This is a genomic window from Aeromonas sp. A35_P, from assembly GCF_002259925.1.
Lineage (GTDB): Bacteria > Pseudomonadota > Gammaproteobacteria > Enterobacterales > Aeromonadaceae > Aeromonas > Aeromonas dhakensis.
On sequence record NZ_NEVB01000209.1, the window covers coordinates 27,635 to 43,987 of the forward strand.

Consider the following 16,353-nt stretch of genomic DNA (forward strand, 5'->3'; position numbering starts at 1 on the left):
CAGGCGCAAGGCGACACCGCCGTGAGCGAGGGTGAAGAGGCCGTTGCGGCGGCCCCTGCTACCGCCCCGCAACCTGACGCTGCCGACGTGGATCCCAAGAAGGCAGCCATCGCTGCAGCCATTGCCCGGGCCAAGGCCAAGAAGGCCGCGGCTCAGGCGCAAGGCGACACCGCAGTGAGCGAGGGTGAAGAGGCCGTTGCGGCGACCCCTGCCGCCGTCCCGCAGCCTGACGCTGCCGACACAGATCCCAAGAAGGCGGCCATTGCCGCCGCCATCGCCCGCGCCAAGGCCAAGAAGGCCGCGGCTCAGGCGCAAGGTGACACCGCCATAAGCGAGGGTGAAGAGGCCGTTGCGGCGGCCCCTGCCGCCGTCCCGCAGCCTGATGCTGCCGACGCAGATCCCAAGAAGGCGGCCATCGCTGCCGCCGTGGCCCGCGCCAAGGCCCGGAAACTGGCGGCCGAGGCGGCAGCCCAGGCCTCCCCTTCTCCATCGACCGACAAGAGCCACTGATCCATGTTCAATATCGCGAGTGCGCCGTTTGCCCATAACCGCAAACAGACCCAAACCCTGATGTTGCTGGTGATGCTGGCCTGTCTGCCCGGTTTTCTGGCGCAAACCTGGTTCTTTGGCTGGGGCACCCTGATCCAGATCCTGCTGGCCCTGGTCACGGCGCTGGCCTCCGAAGCCCTGGTGCTGCGCCTGCGCCAACGCCCCGTCAAGCCAGCCCTGCTGGATGGCAGCGCGGCGCTCACCGCCGTGCTGATCGGTCTCTCCCTGCCGCCGCTGCTGCCCTGGTGGATGCTGGTGCTGGGCACGGCGTTTGCCATCATCATCGCCAAGCACCTCTACGGCGGGCTCGGCCAGAACCTGTTCAACCCCGCCATGGTGGCCTATGTGCTGCTGCTGGTCTCCTTCCCGGTGCAGATGACCAGCTGGCTGCCGCCGTCGAGCATAGCTGCCTACGACATCGGCTTTGGTGATGCGGCCTCGGTGATCTTCACCGGCTTCAGCCTGGATGGCTACAGCATGGCCCAGCTCAAGCAGGGGGTGGACGGGCTGACCATGGCCACGCCGCTGGATACCCTGAAAACCGGGCTGACCCAGGGCCTCACCGCCGGCGAGGTGATGACCCACAAGGTGTTCGAGGGCTGGGGCGGCATCGGCTGGAGCTGGGTCAACCTCGGCTACCTGCTGGGCGGTCTGTTCCTACTGCAACAGAAGGTGATCAGCTGGCGCATCCCGGGGGCCATCCTCGGCGCCCTGCTGCTGGCCGCCACCCTGGGTTATCTGGTGACGCCGGATGCCACCGCCACCCCCATGTTCCACCTGTTCAGCGGCGCCACCATGCTGGGGGCCTTCTTCATCGCCACCGATCCGGTGAGTGCCAGCACCACACCGCGCGGCCGCCTGGTCTATGGCGTGCTCATCGGGGTGCTGGTCTACCTCATCCGCCGTTTTGGCGGCTACCCGGATGCCTTCGCCTTTGCCGTGCTGCTGGCCAACCTGTGCGTGCCGCTGATCGACAGCCTGACACGCCCCAAAGTCTATGGAGCCCGCAGCAAATGATCTCGACAGCCAACGCCTGCATGGCTTGCTGGACAGACAGTCTGAGCTGTCCCAGCGCCCATGACGCCCGTCGTATGAGCGTCGCGCACACCTCACTCTCAGGAACGATGCAATGTTAAAGAGCATGCGCAAGAATGGCGTCACCCTGGCCATGTTCGCCCTGGCCTGTACCGCCCTGGTGGTGGTGACCAACGAATTGACCCAGGGCCGGATCGCCCATCAACAGCAGCTGGAGAAGCTGCGCACCCTCTCCGCCCTGCTGCCGGAGGGGAGCTATGACAACGATCTGGTGGCCAGTTGCAAGCTGGTGCAGAGCAAACGCTATCTGGGCAGCGACCAGCCGATGCCCCTCTACACCGCGACCCTGCAAGGCACCACCACCGGCTATGCGCTGGAAACCGTGGCCCCCGACGGCTACAGTGGGGCCATTCGCCTGATCGTCGGCACCGACGCCAAGGGCACAGTCAGCGCGGTGCGGGTGTTGACCCACAACGAGACGCCCGGTCTTGGCGACAAGATAGAGTTGAAAAAATCTGGCTGGATCAACAGCTTCGTCGGCAAGTTCCTCAACCGCGACAACGAATCCAGCTGGGCCGTGAAGAAGGATGGCGGCGAGTTCGATGCCTTCACCGGCGCCACCATCACCCCCAGGGCCGTGGTCAAGGCGGTGAAGAACCTGCTGTTGCTGCAACAGGAGCACCCCGAGCTGCTGCGGGACGCTCCCGCCTGTGACGCCACCCCCTAACGCCGGAGCACAAGCTATGGAACAAGTCGATGTGATTGACGGGCAGAGCCCGATCAGCGAGAGCAATGGCCGCCGTGAAGAGCTCAAGGAGCTGATGCTGCAGGGGCTGTGGAAGAACAACCCCTCCCTGGTGCAGGTGCTGGGGCTCTGCCCCACCCTGGCGGTCTCCTCCACCTTCACCAATGCGCTGGGGCTCGGCCTTGCCACCATGGCGGTACTGGTCAGCTCCAACCTGGCCATCTCCCTGGTGCGCAACTGGGTGCCCAAGGATATCCGCATCCCGGTCTACGTGATGATCATCGCGGCCCTGGTGACCAGCGTGCAGCTGTTGATGAACGCCTACACCTACGGCCTCTATCAGGCGCTCGGCATCTTCATCGCCCTCATCGTCACCAACTGCGTCATCATAGGCCGGGCCGAGGCCTATGCCTCCAAGAATCCGCCACTGCTGGCGGCCATCGATGGCTTCATGATGGGACTGGGCTTTACCCTGGTGCTGCTGGTGCTGGGGGGTCTTCGCGAGATCATCGGCATGGGCACCCTGTTTGACGGTGCCGACCTGCTGCTGGGTGAGTGGGCCAAGTCCCTGCGCATCGAGCTGTTCCACGCCGACGCCAGCCTGCTGCTGGCGATCCTGCCCCCTGGCGGCTTCATCGGTCTCGGCCTGATGATCGCCGGCAAGAACGCCATCAACGACTGGATGGGCCGCAAGCAGAGTGCCGAGAAGGCCCATTGCAGCGTGCCGGCCGCGGGCGCCCGCGCGACCCAGCTCTGAGCCAAGAGGGAGCCATGAACAACCAGAAACGCAGACTGATCCTGGAGCGACTGCGGGACGACAATCCCCACCCCACCACAGAGCTCAACTTCACCACGCCGTTCGAGCTGCTGATCGCCGTGCTGCTGTCGGCCCAGGCCACCGACGTGAGCGTCAACAAGGCCACCGACAAGCTCTACCCGGTGGCCAACACCCCTCAGGCCATGCTGGATCTGGGGGTGGACGGGGTCAAGGAGTACATCAAGACCATTGGCCTGTTCAACACCAAGGCCGAGAACGTCATCAAGACCTGCGCCATCCTGCTGGAGCGCCACGACGGCGAGGTGCCGGAGAATCGCGAGGCCCTCGAGGCCCTGCCCGGGGTCGGCCGCAAGACCGCCAACGTGGTGCTCAACACCGCCTTCGGCTGGCCCACCATCGCCGTCGATACCCATATCTTCCGGGTCTCCAACCGCACCGGCTTTGCGGTGGGCAAGAACGTCGATCAGGTGGAGGAGAAGCTGCTCAAGGTGGTCCCGGCCGAGTTCAAGCTGGATGTGCACCACTGGCTGATCCTGCACGGACGCTACACCTGCCTGGCCCGCAAGCCGCGTTGTGGCTCCTGCATCATCGAAGATTTGTGTGAGTACAAAGAAAAAGTCTACCCCGAGAGCTGATCCACAGGGCGAGGCCTGGCTCACAGGCGTCTGCGGACCCAGGCCGAGGGCCATGGATTCAAGGCAGTACCAATCACCAACCCGGAGAATTGAGCAATGAGAATTCTGCATACCATGTTGCGCGTCGGCGATCTGCAACGTTCCATCGACTTCTACACCCGTGTGCTGGGCATGAAACTGCTGCGCAAGAGCGAGAACAGCGAGTACAAGTACACCCTGGCTTTCGTCGGCTACGGCGACGAGAAGGATGAGGCCGTCATCGAGCTCACCTACAACTGGGGCGTGAGCGAGTACGAGCTGGGCTCGGCCTACGGCCACATCGCGCTGGAAGCGGACGACATCTACGGCACCTGCGAGGCGCTGCGCGCCGCCGGTGCCAAGATCACCCGCGAACCGGGTCCGGTCAAGGGCGGTACTACCGTCATCGCCTTCGTCGAGGATCCGGACGGTTACAAGATTGAACTGATCGCCAAGAAAGATGCCGGCAGCGGCCTTGGCGAGAGCTTCTGATCCAGGCTTGTCCCCGAAAGAACCAAAAAGAGCGCCGAGGCGCTCTTTTTTTATGGCAGAGATATCACTCAGATGGCGCCATTGCGGCCCATGTTGATCACCACCCGCCGGTTCTTGGCACGGCCACCCTCGGTCTCGTTGGAGGCGACGTGCTGCTTCTCGCCGTGCCCTTCCACCGAGATCTTGCCGGGATCGATGCCGAGATCGACGAACACCTTCTTGATGGCATCGGCCCGCTTCTCAGAGAGCTTCTGGTTCGGCCAGCGGCCACCGTAGCTGTCGCTGTAGGCGTCGATCACCACCACGTCGATGCTCTTGTCCACCTTCACGTACTCGCCGATCATCGCCAGCCGCCGCTTGGAGGCCAGCGACAGCTGATCGCTGTTCTTGTCGTAGGTGAGCACGCTGAAGGCGATGTCGTTGAAACTGTAGGGTAGCAGGCCGTTGACGCAGTCCATGAAGGCCTGGTACTTGACCCGGAAGTTGACCGAAGAGAGGGAGACCCGCACCGGCCGATTCTGGCGATACCAGTCCCGATACTGGAAGGTCGGCATGCGTCCCCCCTCCAGCTCGTCCAGCATGGTCCAGGCGGTCTGCCCCTCCACCAGACCATCAAACTGCTGGTAGAAACGCAGCTGGCTAATCTCTCGCCCGGCCAGGCCAGGGCGCCAGATGGGCGGCATGATGCCCAGACTCACCGTCTGGGTCTGGGCCTGCTGGCGCAGCCCCTTGAGTTCGAAATCCAGATTGATCTTGCGGCCGGCGCGACTGACGAAGGCCCCCGTGCCCCAACTGGGGATGGGATGCTCAAGCCGGCACTCCACCTGGGTATCAGAGGTCAGCCGCCAGACGGATTGATCCAGGCCGGCACCAAATTCGGTGACCCCCGCCTGCAACTGCATACTCACTGATATGCTGACCAACCCCAACACCCAAGCGTTCAACTGCCTGCCCTCCACACGATCTCTGGTTAGGTATCGGCAGGGGCAGGACAAGCTTTAGGGCAAAGCGCTCAATGGGGTGAAGATCCACCCATCAGCTTGAAGCTGGCGATGCGGCCCGCCAGCTCTCGTGCCAGCTGATCCAGCTCAACGCTGTTCTGCTGCAAGGTCTCCGAGTGCTGGCGATGCGCCTCGTACACCTCACGGATGGTCATCACGTTGTGCTGGATATCGTCGGTGACGTAGCGCTGCTCTTCGGTGGCGGTGGCCACCTGGGCTGTCATGTCGCTCACCTTGCGCACCTCGTTGACGATGTCGGTCAGCTCGCTGCCCGCCCGCTTGGCTTCGGTCACGCTCAGCCCCGCCTGCTCGGTACCCAGGTGCATGGCAGTCACCGCCTGATTGGCCCCCTGACGCAGGCGCGACAACATCCGCTCGATGTCGTCGGCGGCCTGCTGAGTGCGCGATGCCAGCGCCCGCACCTCTTCCGCCACCACCGCAAAGCCGCGGCCGGATTCGCCGGCACGGGCCGCCTCGATGGCCGCGTTGAGGGCCAGCAGGTTGGTGCGATCCGAGATCTGCTTGATGAGATTGAGGGCCTCCCCCACCGACTCGGTATCCTGATGCAGGCTGACCACCAGTTGCTGGGTATCGCTCAAGGTACCCGCCACCAGCTGGATGGCGTCTATGGTCTGATCCACCTCCTTGTCCCCCTGCCGGGCCCGGCCGATGGCCTGCTGGGTCGCCAGCGAGGTCTGGGTCGCGTTGCGCGCAATCTCTGCCACCGTCGAGGCCATCTCGGTGGCGGCGGTCGCCACCAGGTCCACCTGACCAAAGCCCCTGGCCACCCCGGCGTTCACCTCGGAGATGACGTTGGCCGAGGCGGCGGCGCTGCGGGTCAACACCTCGCAGGAGCGGCGCACCGCCAGCAACAAGCCTTCCAGGTGTTCGAGGAAGTGGTTCAGATCCCGCGCCAGCGCCCCCAGCTCGTCGCCGGATTGCCAGTTGACCCGCACCGTCAGGTCGTTCTCCTTTACCAGCCGCTTGAAGGTCTGGTGCAGCGCCGTGAAGCCCAGGTGCAGATCCCGCACCACCCGCCAGCAGACGAAGGTGGTCAGTGCCACGCACAGCAAGACCCCGATGGCAGCCCACCAGAAGTCGCTGGCACTCTGGGCCCGCATCTGGTCAACCCGCTCGGACAGCTGCTGATAGAGGCGATCCTCGCTCTGTTTGAGCAGGCCTATCTTGTCGGTACTCAAGGCAAACCAGGCTTCGGCATCGACACCGAAACCACCGGTGGCCGCCTTGTCGAGCGCCAGTTTCTCAATGGCGGCCACCTTGGCTACCACGGGCGAGGCCAGGCTGTCGGCCAGCAGCTGGCGCTGGGTGGGGCTCGCCACCGCCTGGAAGCGTTCAAGATAGGTATTCTGGGCTGCCAGCAGCGAGATGAACTGCTGCAGCAGTGCCGGCGTGAAGCTGTCTCGGCCGAACACGTTGCTCAAGGTTGCCCGCTCCAGCCCCATCCGCTCCTTGCTCTGCAAGAAAGCGGCATAGGCGTTGGTCTGCAGCGCTATGGTGGCATCCCGGCTGTGGATGCTTATCTCATCCACCACCGCCAGCAAGCGGGAGATGATCCGGCTGTAGACGCTGACCTGCTCCGCCACCTCCACCCCCAGCGCACTGACCCGCTCGCGCATGGCCGTCAGCCCGGCCAGCTCCTGCTGTACCTCGCTGAGCGCCAGCAGGGCCGGATCTTGCGCAAAACGCTGCAGCAGGCCATCCACCACCTTGCGCTGGGCCGGCAGGGCATCGCGGAACTTGTTGCCGCCGGAGCCGAGGAAGCCGGCCGACATGCCGCGCTCTTTTTGCAGCTCGTGGGCCAGTTGCGCCGCTTCCCGAACCACATCCAGCGCGGCCTGGGCCTGGCTCATCTCCTGTTCGACCCGATAGCGTTCATACACGTACCGGCCGGAGAAAAACAGCAGGGCCAGCAGTGGCAGGCAGACAACCAGCAACATCTTGTGCGCCAATCCCAGCTTCTTCATCCTTGCTCTCCATTCCATTGATTAAGTGGTCAATTATAAGCTCGCGTGTCGATAATAGAATCGGCTAGCGCCTGCGGGGCGGCGGAGATGGGACAAGGGCCCGCTTTTTTGCCATAATGCCGCCTCATTTCACGCCGACCGAGATACCATGACCGACGCAGTTCACACCCTCAAGGGCCGTTTTCGTGGCTTTTACCCCGTCGTCATCGATGTTGAAACCGCCGGGTTCAATGCCAGAACCGACGCTTTGCTGGAGATCGCTGCCCATACCCTCAAGATGGACGAGCAGGGCTGGCTCGTGCCCGATCAGATCTTCCATTTTCATGTCGAACCGTTCGAGGGCGCCAACCTGGAAAAGGCGGCGCTCGACTTCACCGGCATCGACCCCTTCAATCCCCTGCGTGGCGCCGTCAGCGAGAAAGAGGCGCTGACCGAGATCTTCAAGGGCATTCGCAAGGGGATGAAGGAGCAGGATTGCGGCCGCGCCATCATAGTGGCCCACAACGCTACCTTCGATCACGGCTTCGTGATGGCCGCCGCCGAGCGGGCCGGCCTCAAGCGCAATCCGTTCCATCCGTTTGCCACGTTCGATACTGCGGCACTCTCCGGCCTGGCCCTGGGTCAGACTGTGCTGGCCAAGGCGTGCCAGAGTGCCCGCATCCCGTTCGACAACAAAGAGGCACACTCCGCCCTCTATGACACCGAACGCACCACAGAGCTGTTCTGCCACATCGTCAACCGCTGGAAGAGCCTGGGTGGCTGGCCACCCGCTCACCCGGACAACGAGAGTGACGATGGGGGCGAATAAACCCCGATCTCAAGCAGGCTGCCACGGCAGCCGCTTTTCTTTGCACGGTTTGCCTCTGCTCGTTTATTCCTGATCTGGTTTGACCAGAATAGATAATAAAGTGCCATCCAGCGCCTTTTTTCACGCCTCCGACCCCGTTGTCGGCAGCAGGGCGCCGTGAATGCTGCTGATAGGCCATCAGCCTGATTTTTTACTCGACATTTGTCACATTTTTCGCAAACTAACTGCCTTTCACACGACAGACAGCAACACAAACTATAAGGAAATCAAATGAATCCTGTTGTTATCGCAGTGGCGCTGATGCTGGTGCTCAGCCTGCTGCGGATCAATGTGGTGGTCTCCCTCGCCATCGGCGCCATCGCGGGCGGCCTGATCGGGGGGCTCACCCTTGAGCAGACGCTCTCCACCTTTACCGGTGGCCTGGGTGGCGGTGCCGAGATCGCCCTCTCCTACGCCATGCTGGGTGCCTTCGCCGTCGCCATCTCCCGCTCCGGCATCACCGATCTGCTGGCCCGCAAGGTGATCAGCCAGCTCGGCAAGGATGCCAGCAGCACCCGCATTCTCTGGGTCAAGAGCCTGCTGCTCGCCTCCGTGCTCGCGGTCTCCGTCTCTTCCCAGAACCTGATCCCGGTCCATATCGCCTTCATTCCCATCCTGATCCCGCCGCTGCTGCACGTCATGGCCCAGATGCAGATCGACCGTCGTCAGGTGGCCTGCGTCATCACCTTCGGCCTGACCGCGACCTACATGCTGCTGCCGGTAGGCTTTGGCGGCATCTTCCTCAATAACATCCTGGCCAAGAACCTGATCGACAACGGCGTGCCGGTCGAGCTCGGCCAGCTGCCGATGGCGATGGCCATCCCGGTGCTGGGTATGTTCTGTGGCCTGCTCATCGCCGTCTTCTTCAGCTACCGTAAGCCGCGCCAGTACGATCTGGAGAAGATCCTGGCCGCCGAGCCGGAGACGGTCGAGCTCAACCTCAATCACATCTGGGTGGCCCTGCTGGCCATCGCCGTGGCGCTGGGGCTGCAACTGATGACCAACAGCATAGTGCTGGGGGCCCTGGCGGGTTTCGTCATCTTCACCTGTGGCGGCGTCATCAAGTTTCGCGAGAGTCAGGATGCCTTCACCCAGGGCGTGCGCATGATGTCCCTCATCGGCTTCATCATGATCTCTGCCGCCGGCTTCGCCGCCGTGATGAAGGAGACCCACGGGGTCGACAGCCTGGTGCAGTCCGTAGCCGGCATGATGACCGGCCACAAGGGGCTGGCCGCCCTCCTGATGCTGCTGGTGGGCCTGCTCATCACCATGGGGATCGGCTCCTCCTTCTCCACTGTGCCCATCATCGCCACCATCTATGTGCCGCTGTGCATCCAGCTCGGCTTCTCGCCCATGGCCACCATCGCCCTGGTGGGGGCAGCCGGCGCGCTGGGGGACGCGGGTTCGCCCGCCTCGGATTCGACCCTGGGCCCCACCTCGGGCCTCAACGCCGACGGCCAGCACGACCATATCTGGGACAGCGTGGTGCCGACCTTCATCCACTACAACATCCCGCTCATCCTCTTCGGCTGGATTGCCGCCATGGTGCTCTAAGCCGGGCAGCAAGAGACAAGACAACAAAAAGGCGACCTACGGGTCGCCTTTTTGTTGTCTTCATCATGCCATGTGTACGCCAGAATAAACGAGCGGACAGGTGAGGTACTTTTCCTTCCTAGCTGCTCTGTCGCCCCTCTCTTGTTCTGCTTCGCTCTCCCCTTCGCGCAGGTTCTGCTCGCAACGGCTCAAGGCGGCTCTTGGGCTGGCAACCTTAGTTACCATCCTGCGCCTGGCAGCAGATGCCGGGCCGCCTGTCGGCGATATCAACGGCGCTCAATGGGTGAGCCCCACCAGCACAGCCTGGGTAAACCACAGGCAACAAAAAGGCCGCTCGATGAGCGGCCTTTTTAGATAACCATCAGGGCTTAGCTGTCGCGGCGCTTGCCACCGAACTTACGACCCTTGTCGAAACCGCCTTCACGGCGATCCTTGTTGAAGGGACGGTCACCCTGCGGACGGCGATCCTTGTTGAAAGGACGGTCGCCACGGAACGGACGATCACCGCGCGGCGGACGGCTGCTGGTGTTGCCACCGGCCGGCACTTCGGTGTAGCGGCTGATCTGCAGCGGACGCTGGCAGACACGGGCCTTCTTGATCACTTCCAGCACGTCCGGGCTGATGCCCTTGGGCAGATCGACAGTGGAGAAGTCGTCAGCGATGTCGATGTTACCGATGAAACGGCTCTCGATGTTCGCTTCGTTGGCGATGGCGCCCACGATCTGACCCGGCTTGACGCCGTGATGGGCACCCACGTCTACGCGGTAGCGCTCCATCTCCACGTCCGGGTTGTCTTTGAGCGGACGCGGCTCCAGGGACGGCATGCGACGGGCCGGGCGATCGCCACGGTCACCGAAGTCACGACCGCCGCGGTCGTTGAAGTCACGACGCTCGAAACCACCGCGATCGTTGTTGTTGCTGAACAGCGGATCCGGGATGGAGTCATCCAGCAGCAGCGGCTGATCACCCTGTACCAGCTTGGCCAGGGCGGCAGCCAGCTCCAGCGGATCGGCAGAATCCTCTTCGATCAGCTCGTTCACCAGGTTCACGTAGATCTCGAGCTCTTCGCCCATCATGGTTTCGCGGATGCGCTCCTTGAACTTGGCCAGACGGTGCTGGTTGATGTCCTCGGTGCTCGGCATCTTCATCGGCTCGATGGCCTGACGGGTAGCGTGCTCGATGGCGCGCAGCATACGGCGCTCGCGCGGTGCCACGAACAGGATGGCTTCGCCCTTGCGACCGGCACGACCGGTACGGCCGATACGGTGAACGTAGGATTCGGTGTCGTACGGAATGTCGTAGTTCACTACGTGGGTGATGCGCTCAACGTCCAGACCACGAGCAACCACGTCGGTGGCGATCAGGATGTCCAGCTGGCCCTGACGCAGCTTGTCAACGGTACGCTCACGCAGCTTCTGCGGGATGTCGCCGTGCAGCGCTTCACAGGCGTGACCACGAGCAGCCAGCTTGCCGGCCAGCTCTTCGGCGGCGTTCTTGGTACGCACGAACACCAGCAGCGCTTCGTAGGGTTCCACTTCCAGCAGACGAGTCATGGCGTCCAGCTTGTGCAGACCGGTCACCTGCCAGTAACGCTGGCGAATGGTGGTGGCGGTAGCAGTCTTGGAGGCGATCTTGATCTCTTTGGGCTGCTTCAGGTGCTTCTGGGCCACGCGACGGATCTGCTCCGGCATGGTGGCAGAGAACAGGGCAACCTGACGACCGGCCGGGCACTGATCCATGATCCAGTCCACGTCGTCGATGAAGCCCATGCGCAGCATTTCGTCCGCTTCGTCCAGCACCAGGGCTTTCAGACCGGAGAGGTCCAGGTTCTTGCGACGGATCAGGTCCATCACACGGCCCGGAGTACCCACAACAACCTGAGCACCGCGACGCAGGGCGCGGGTCTGGGTTTCGTAGGAGGCGCCGCCGTAGATGGGCAGCACGTGGAAATCAGGCATGTGGTGGGCATAGCGTTGGCACGCTTCAGCCACCTGCAGGGCCAGTTCGCGGGTAGGCGCCAGCACCAGGATCTGGGTGTTGCGGTTACCAGCTTCCAGACGAGACAACAGAGGCAAGGCAAAAGCAGCGGTCTTCCCTGTACCGGTTTGCGCCTGCCCCAGCAGATCGTGGCCCGCCATCAGGTGGGGAATTGCTGCGGCCTGGATGGGGGACGGGCGCTCATAGCCCACGTCCTGCAGCGCTTTCAGTACAGGCGCGGCCAGTCCAAGCTCACTAAAAAGGGGCAGTTGTTCGGTATCAGACATAGATTCTTCCAGATTAAGGCAGGCGGCTAACACCGCGGAATAGCAAAAAGGCGGCGATTATAGCGCCACTTTGTTCTGCTGTCTTGAAAAATGTGATAGGCCTCTCAAGACGTTGGCAATTATAGAGGGATCTGACGACTATGGCTTGCTTATTTTTCACTCATGGTGCGTGATTGCGGATCACGCTTCGCCAGAGTCCTTGTCCCGCTTGTGCTTGAGCACCGCCATGGTGAGCCGGCTGGTGCACAATAAACGACCACGTTCATCGCGAATTTCTATCTGCCACACCTGAGTGGTCGCCCCCAGATGCAGCGGCGCGCAGCGCCCTGTCACCACCCCTTCCCGCTTGGCCCGCAGGTGGTTGGCATTGACCTCCAGCCCCACGCAATAACTGTCCGCCCCGACCGCCATGTTGGCCGCAAGTGATCCCAGCGTCTCCGCCAGCACCACGGAGGCGCCGCCGTGCAGCATGCCGAGCGGCTGATGGGTGCGGTGATCCACCGGCATGGTGGCCTCCAACCAGTCAGGGCCAAAGGCGGTATAGACGATGTCGAGGTGGGCCATCAGGGTATTGCGAGAGCTGGCGTTGAGCCCCTCAAGGCTCATGGGCTTGCGCCAGATGGGGGCGTTGTCTTGACTCATGACGAGCTGACTCCTTCTGTGATCAATGGGTTATCGCTGCGCGTAGCGGCAAACCAGCAGTGTCGGCGAAAAAGGCATAAAAAAAAAGATGCCCCGCTTGAGGGGGCATCTTCAGGGCTGGCCGGCTGGCCAGGCCCTGTCACCAGGGGTAGGTCACCCCAGGCCATTCGGCCCAGGGGACGTCCCGCCCGGGCAGGCTCGGCGCGGGCCACTGCCACACCTTGCCAAGCCAGGCGCGCAGTTCGGCCTCGAGTTCGGCATCGGTGAGCGGCGCCTCGGCCACCTTCCAGAAAAAGAGCTCCACCGCCACCTCCGGCAGCACCGAGGGATAGAGGTAAACCCCACCCCAGAACTCGGGCTCCCGCGCCGGGCTCCAGAGGCCATAGGCAAAAGAGCGCTTGGCCAGGAACTCGGAACGTTGCCACTCCAGATCGGCCTCGTGCTGGCTCAGGCTGAAACTGGCGGAAGGCCACACATCGTCCGGGCGAAACAGCTGATGAAGCTGGTCCCGTTCGCGCAGCATGGCGACGAACTCCACCACCGCCTGGGTCGGGCTGACCGGCAGCAGCAGGAAGTGCGGGTGCCGATAGGCTTGCGGCACCCTAAACCGCTTGGGCAGCGTCAGCATCAGAGCAGTTCCAGCAGGGCCTGCAACGGGTGCTTGAGTTTCTCCCCCTCCATCCGCTTGACCTGGCTGCGGCACGAATAACCGGTGGCCAGGCAGCGCTCCTTGGGCAGGCGCGCCAGCGGCTCGGCCCAGCTCAGGCCATAGATGCCCTTGGAGTTCTCCACCTGTTTGGCGTCGTGGCCATAGGTACCGGCCATGCCGCAGCAGCCCACCGAGACCGGCTGCAGCGTGGCACCGAAGCGGCGGAACAGAGTGCTCCAGTCGCCGTGGGTGGTGGGCTTGGCGGTCTTCTCGGTGCAGTGAGCGAACAGATACCAGGGTTCGCTGCCCGCCTCTTCCCGCACCGGCAGCGCCTCGGCCGGCAGGGAGAGCAGCCACTCCTGGGGCAACATCACCTGGAAGTCGCCACGAGCGGGGCCGAGTGCCTTCACGTATTCATCCCGATAGCAGAGCACCAGGGAGGGATCGACCCCCACCATGGGGATGCCGAGGGCCGCCACCTTGTTGAGGAACTGGGCGCTGCTGGCCGCGGTACGGGCAAAGGCGCGCAGGAAACCCTTCACGTGCTGGGGCTTGCCGTTGGGCTTGAACGGCAGCAGATAGGGCTGCAGGCCGAGCTTGCAGGCCAGTTTCACCAGATCACGCACCACGGGGGCGTCGTAGTAGCTGGTGAAGGGATCCTGCACGATGAGCACCACTTTTTGACGCTGCTCTGGGCTCATGGCCTCCAGCCCCGGCAGGTCGAAATAGCGGGCGCGGTGGTCGCGCAGCTCCTCGGCCAGGGTCGGCACGCTCAATAGCGGCACGTCCACCATGCCGATGCTCTTCTCGGTCGCCTTCTGGGCCCACTCTTTTTCGAGGAAGAAGTTGACCAGCTTGGGGGCCTTGGCCAGCAGAGGGGCATAGCTCTCCACCGTACCAACGAAGTAATCCTTGGGGCCGCGCAGATAGCGGCTGTGATAGAGCTGCATGAAGCGGGCACGGAAGGTGGGCACATCCACCTTGATGGGGCACTGGCTGGTGCACGCCTTGCACGCGAGGCACCCCTCCATCGCCTCCATCACCTCGTGGGAGAAGTCATACTGGCCGCGAGCGCGGGCCACCGTATTGCGAAACTTGTCGACAATCTGCTTGAAGCGCAGACCGCCGCTTTGCAGCGCCACCTCTTCGGCAAGAGGGTCGAAGCCCTGCTCTGCCAGCTGGCGCAGCCACTCGCGCATCAGGCCGGCCCGCCCCTTGGGGGAGTGGCGGCGATCGCGGCTGATCTTGACCGAGGGGCACATGGGGGAATCGGTCTCGAAGGTGAAACAGAGACCATTGCCGTTGCAATCGAGGGCCCGGGTATAGCTGGTGCGCACCGCCAGCGGGATCTGGCGGTCGAACTTGCCGCGCTTGGGCCCGTCCACCGACACCAGTTCGGCGCCGCTGCCGTAAGGCATGCAGATCTTGCCCGGGTTGATGCGATTGGCCGGGTCGAACGCCCCCTTGACCCGTTGCAACTCCTCCCACAGCTCGCCGAAGAAGGCGGGGCTGTATTCGGAGCGAAAGCCCTTGCCGTGCTCCCCCCACATCAGGCCGCCGTATTTGGCGGTCAGCGCCATCACCTGATCGGAGATGCGCCTCAGCAGCACCTCCTGCTCGGGATCGCACAAGTCCAGCGCCGGGCGCACGTGCAGCACACCAGCATCGACGTGGCCGAACATGCCGTAGTCAAGGCCGTGAGCATCCAGCAGGGCACGAAACTCCATAATGAAGTCCGCCAGGGATTCCGGCGGCACGGCGGTGTCTTCGGTGAAGGCCACCGGCTTCTTGCGCCCCTCGGCGTTGCCGAGCAGCCCCACCGACTTCTTGCGCATGCCGTAGATGGTCTCGATGCTCGGCAGGTGGTCACACACCTGATAGCCGATGACCCCGGCCTCTCCCCTCGCCAGCAGGCCGTCGATGCGCCGGCACAGCTCGGCCACCTTGGCCTTGTGCGCATCCTCGTCGGTGTCGGCAAACTCGACGATGTTGAGCCCCTGCAGATCCTTGCCGGGTACGTCCTTGATGAGATCTTTCACCGAGTGCCAGATGATGTCGGCCCGGGCCAGCCCCAGTACCCGGGAGTCCACCGTCTCCACCGACAGGGCATGCGCCTGCACCATAAAGGGAGCATTTCTGAGCGCAGAGGGGAAACTGTCGTACTTGACGTTGACGAGCGTTCGGTAGCGCGGAATGGGGGTGATGTTGAGTTTGGCCTCGGTGATGAAGCCAAGAGAGCCTTCCGAGCCGCACAGCACCCGGCTCACGTCCAGGGTGTCGGTATCCGGCTGATAGAGGTGCTTGAGATCGTAACCGGTCAAAAAGCGGTTGAGCTTGGGGAAGGTGGTCTCGATGTCGGCGCGCCGTTCGCGGCCGATGCGATAGAGGGTGCGATAGATATCCCCTTCGCGATTCTCAAGGGCCAACTTGGCTTCAAGACGCGAGCCATTGACCGGCTCGGTGGCCATGATGTCACCATTCTCCAGCACGGCCTTGAGACCCAGCACGTGATCCGAGGTCTTGCCGTAGACGAGCGATCCCTGCCCCGAGGCATCAGTGTTGACCATGCCGCCCAGGGTGGCGCGGTTGGAGGTGGAGAGATCCGGCGAGAAGAAGTAGCCGTGGGGTTTCAGATAGGCGTTGAGCTGATCCTTCACCACCCCGGCCTGGGCCCGAACCCACCCCTCTTCCAGATTAATTTCCATGATCTGGTTCATATGGCGCGAGAGATCGACGATAATGCCGCCGCCCAATGACTGGCCATTGGTGCCGGTGCCGCCGCCGCGAGGGAAGAAACTCAGGGTGGCAAACTGTGGCACACCGGCCAGCTTGAGCATCGCCGCTATGTCATCCGCACTGCGCGGATAGAGAACCGCTTGAGGTACGACCTGATAGACACTGTTGTCCGTCGCCATCGCCAACCGGCTTGCATAAGACTTTTCGATATCGCCACGGAATGCGCTGCGCCCCAATGAGTCAAGGAACTGCAGGGTTGTGGATGACAAACTGTCCTGGTAATCGAGTCTCGGGATCATGAATCCTTGTTCCCTTTATTTGCTTGATGCCGGAACTCCGGCGACAACGACTGGCCCACTGCCTCTCTGGGCACTCCGGACCAGTCCGCTCACATGTGAGCGGGCAGTATATCAGCTCAAAAAT

General features: G+C 63.0%; 13 protein-coding genes and 1 pseudogene. 8 read left to right on the forward strand and 6 right to left on the reverse strand.

Annotated features, from left to right (window positions below):
* The 6 genes and pseudogenes from CAK78_RS23160 to gloA all read left to right on the forward strand — a co-directional run.
* Nucleotides 1-510, forward strand: a pseudogene (locus tag CAK78_RS23160) (electron transport complex subunit RsxC); the annotation flags it as partial.
* Between the two features lie 3 nt (nucleotides 511-513).
* A complete protein-coding gene (gene rsxD / locus CAK78_RS15490; protein WP_094697858.1) occupies nucleotides 514-1,566 on the forward strand; it encodes an electron transport complex subunit RsxD in 1,053 nt (350 codons plus the stop codon).
* A gap of 112 nt (nucleotides 1,567-1,678) precedes the next feature.
* Nucleotides 1,679-2,311, forward strand: a complete 633-nt coding sequence (gene rsxG / locus CAK78_RS15495; RefSeq protein ID WP_094697859.1) for an electron transport complex subunit RsxG — start codon at nucleotides 1,679-1,681, stop codon at nucleotides 2,309-2,311.
* A gap of 16 nt (nucleotides 2,312-2,327) precedes the next feature.
* On the forward strand, nucleotides 2,328-3,086 hold the full coding sequence (locus CAK78_RS15500) for an electron transport complex subunit E (RefSeq protein WP_017764207.1): 759 nt from the start codon (nucleotides 2,328-2,330) through the stop codon (nucleotides 3,084-3,086).
* Nucleotides 3,087-3,100: 14 nt separating this feature from the next.
* Nucleotides 3,101-3,742 carry an endonuclease III gene (nth, locus tag CAK78_RS15505; RefSeq protein ID WP_094697860.1) on the forward strand — a complete coding sequence of 214 codons (642 nt, stop codon included), beginning with the start codon at nucleotides 3,101-3,103 and terminating at the stop codon, nucleotides 3,740-3,742.
* A gap of 96 nt (nucleotides 3,743-3,838) precedes the next feature.
* Nucleotides 3,839-4,252: a lactoylglutathione lyase gene (gloA, locus tag CAK78_RS15510; protein ID WP_005302282.1), complete on the forward strand. Its 414-nt coding sequence runs from the start codon at nucleotides 3,839-3,841 to the stop codon at nucleotides 4,250-4,252.
* Between the two features lie 68 nt (nucleotides 4,253-4,320).
* Here the strand turns inward: gloA and CAK78_RS15515 are convergent, their stop codons facing one another.
* Together CAK78_RS15515 and CAK78_RS15520 are read right to left on the reverse strand one after the other, a co-directional pair.
* A complete protein-coding gene (locus CAK78_RS15515; RefSeq protein ID WP_005302285.1) occupies nucleotides 4,321-5,196 on the reverse strand; it encodes a flagellar protein MotY in 876 nt (291 codons plus the stop codon).
* A 68-nt stretch (nucleotides 5,197-5,264) separates the two neighbouring features.
* Nucleotides 5,265-7,238 (reverse strand): methyl-accepting chemotaxis protein, encoded by a 1,974-nt coding sequence (locus tag CAK78_RS15520; protein WP_094697861.1) that lies wholly within the window; start codon nucleotides 7,236-7,238, stop codon nucleotides 5,265-5,267.
* A gap of 148 nt (nucleotides 7,239-7,386) precedes the next feature.
* Here CAK78_RS15520 and rnt point away from each other — a divergent pair, with 148 nt between their 5' ends.
* Nucleotides 7,387-8,046 (forward strand): ribonuclease T, encoded by a 660-nt coding sequence (rnt, locus tag CAK78_RS15525; protein ID WP_010633628.1) that lies wholly within the window; start codon nucleotides 7,387-7,389, stop codon nucleotides 8,044-8,046.
* 270 nt (nucleotides 8,047-8,316) lie between these two features.
* On the forward strand, nucleotides 8,317-9,639 hold the full coding sequence (locus tag CAK78_RS15530; protein ID WP_017784871.1) for a Na+/H+ antiporter family protein: 1,323 nt from the start codon (nucleotides 8,317-8,319) through the stop codon (nucleotides 9,637-9,639).
* Between the two features lie 368 nt (nucleotides 9,640-10,007).
* On the opposite strand, the gene CAK78_RS15535 is transcribed toward CAK78_RS15530, so the two are convergent.
* The 4 genes from CAK78_RS15535 to ydiJ form a co-directional block, all read right to left on the reverse strand.
* Nucleotides 10,008-11,903 (reverse strand): DEAD/DEAH box helicase, encoded by a 1,896-nt coding sequence (locus CAK78_RS15535; RefSeq protein WP_176452817.1) that lies wholly within the window; start codon nucleotides 11,901-11,903, stop codon nucleotides 10,008-10,010.
* Nucleotides 11,904-12,083: 180 nt separating this feature from the next.
* Nucleotides 12,084-12,545, reverse strand: a complete 462-nt coding sequence (locus CAK78_RS15540) for a hotdog fold thioesterase (RefSeq protein WP_065017975.1) — start codon at nucleotides 12,543-12,545, stop codon at nucleotides 12,084-12,086.
* A 139-nt stretch (nucleotides 12,546-12,684) separates the two neighbouring features.
* Entirely contained in the window at nucleotides 12,685-13,173 is a 489-nt protein-coding gene (locus CAK78_RS15545; RefSeq protein WP_094697863.1) for a hypothetical protein, read from the reverse strand.
* Nucleotides 13,173-16,229, reverse strand: coding sequence for a D-2-hydroxyglutarate dehydrogenase YdiJ (gene ydiJ, locus CAK78_RS15550; protein ID WP_094697864.1), 3,057 nt, complete (start codon nucleotides 16,227-16,229; stop codon nucleotides 13,173-13,175). The genes CAK78_RS15545 and ydiJ overlap by 1 nt, the downstream gene beginning before the upstream one ends.
* Nucleotides 16,230-16,353: the final 124 nt, after the last annotated feature.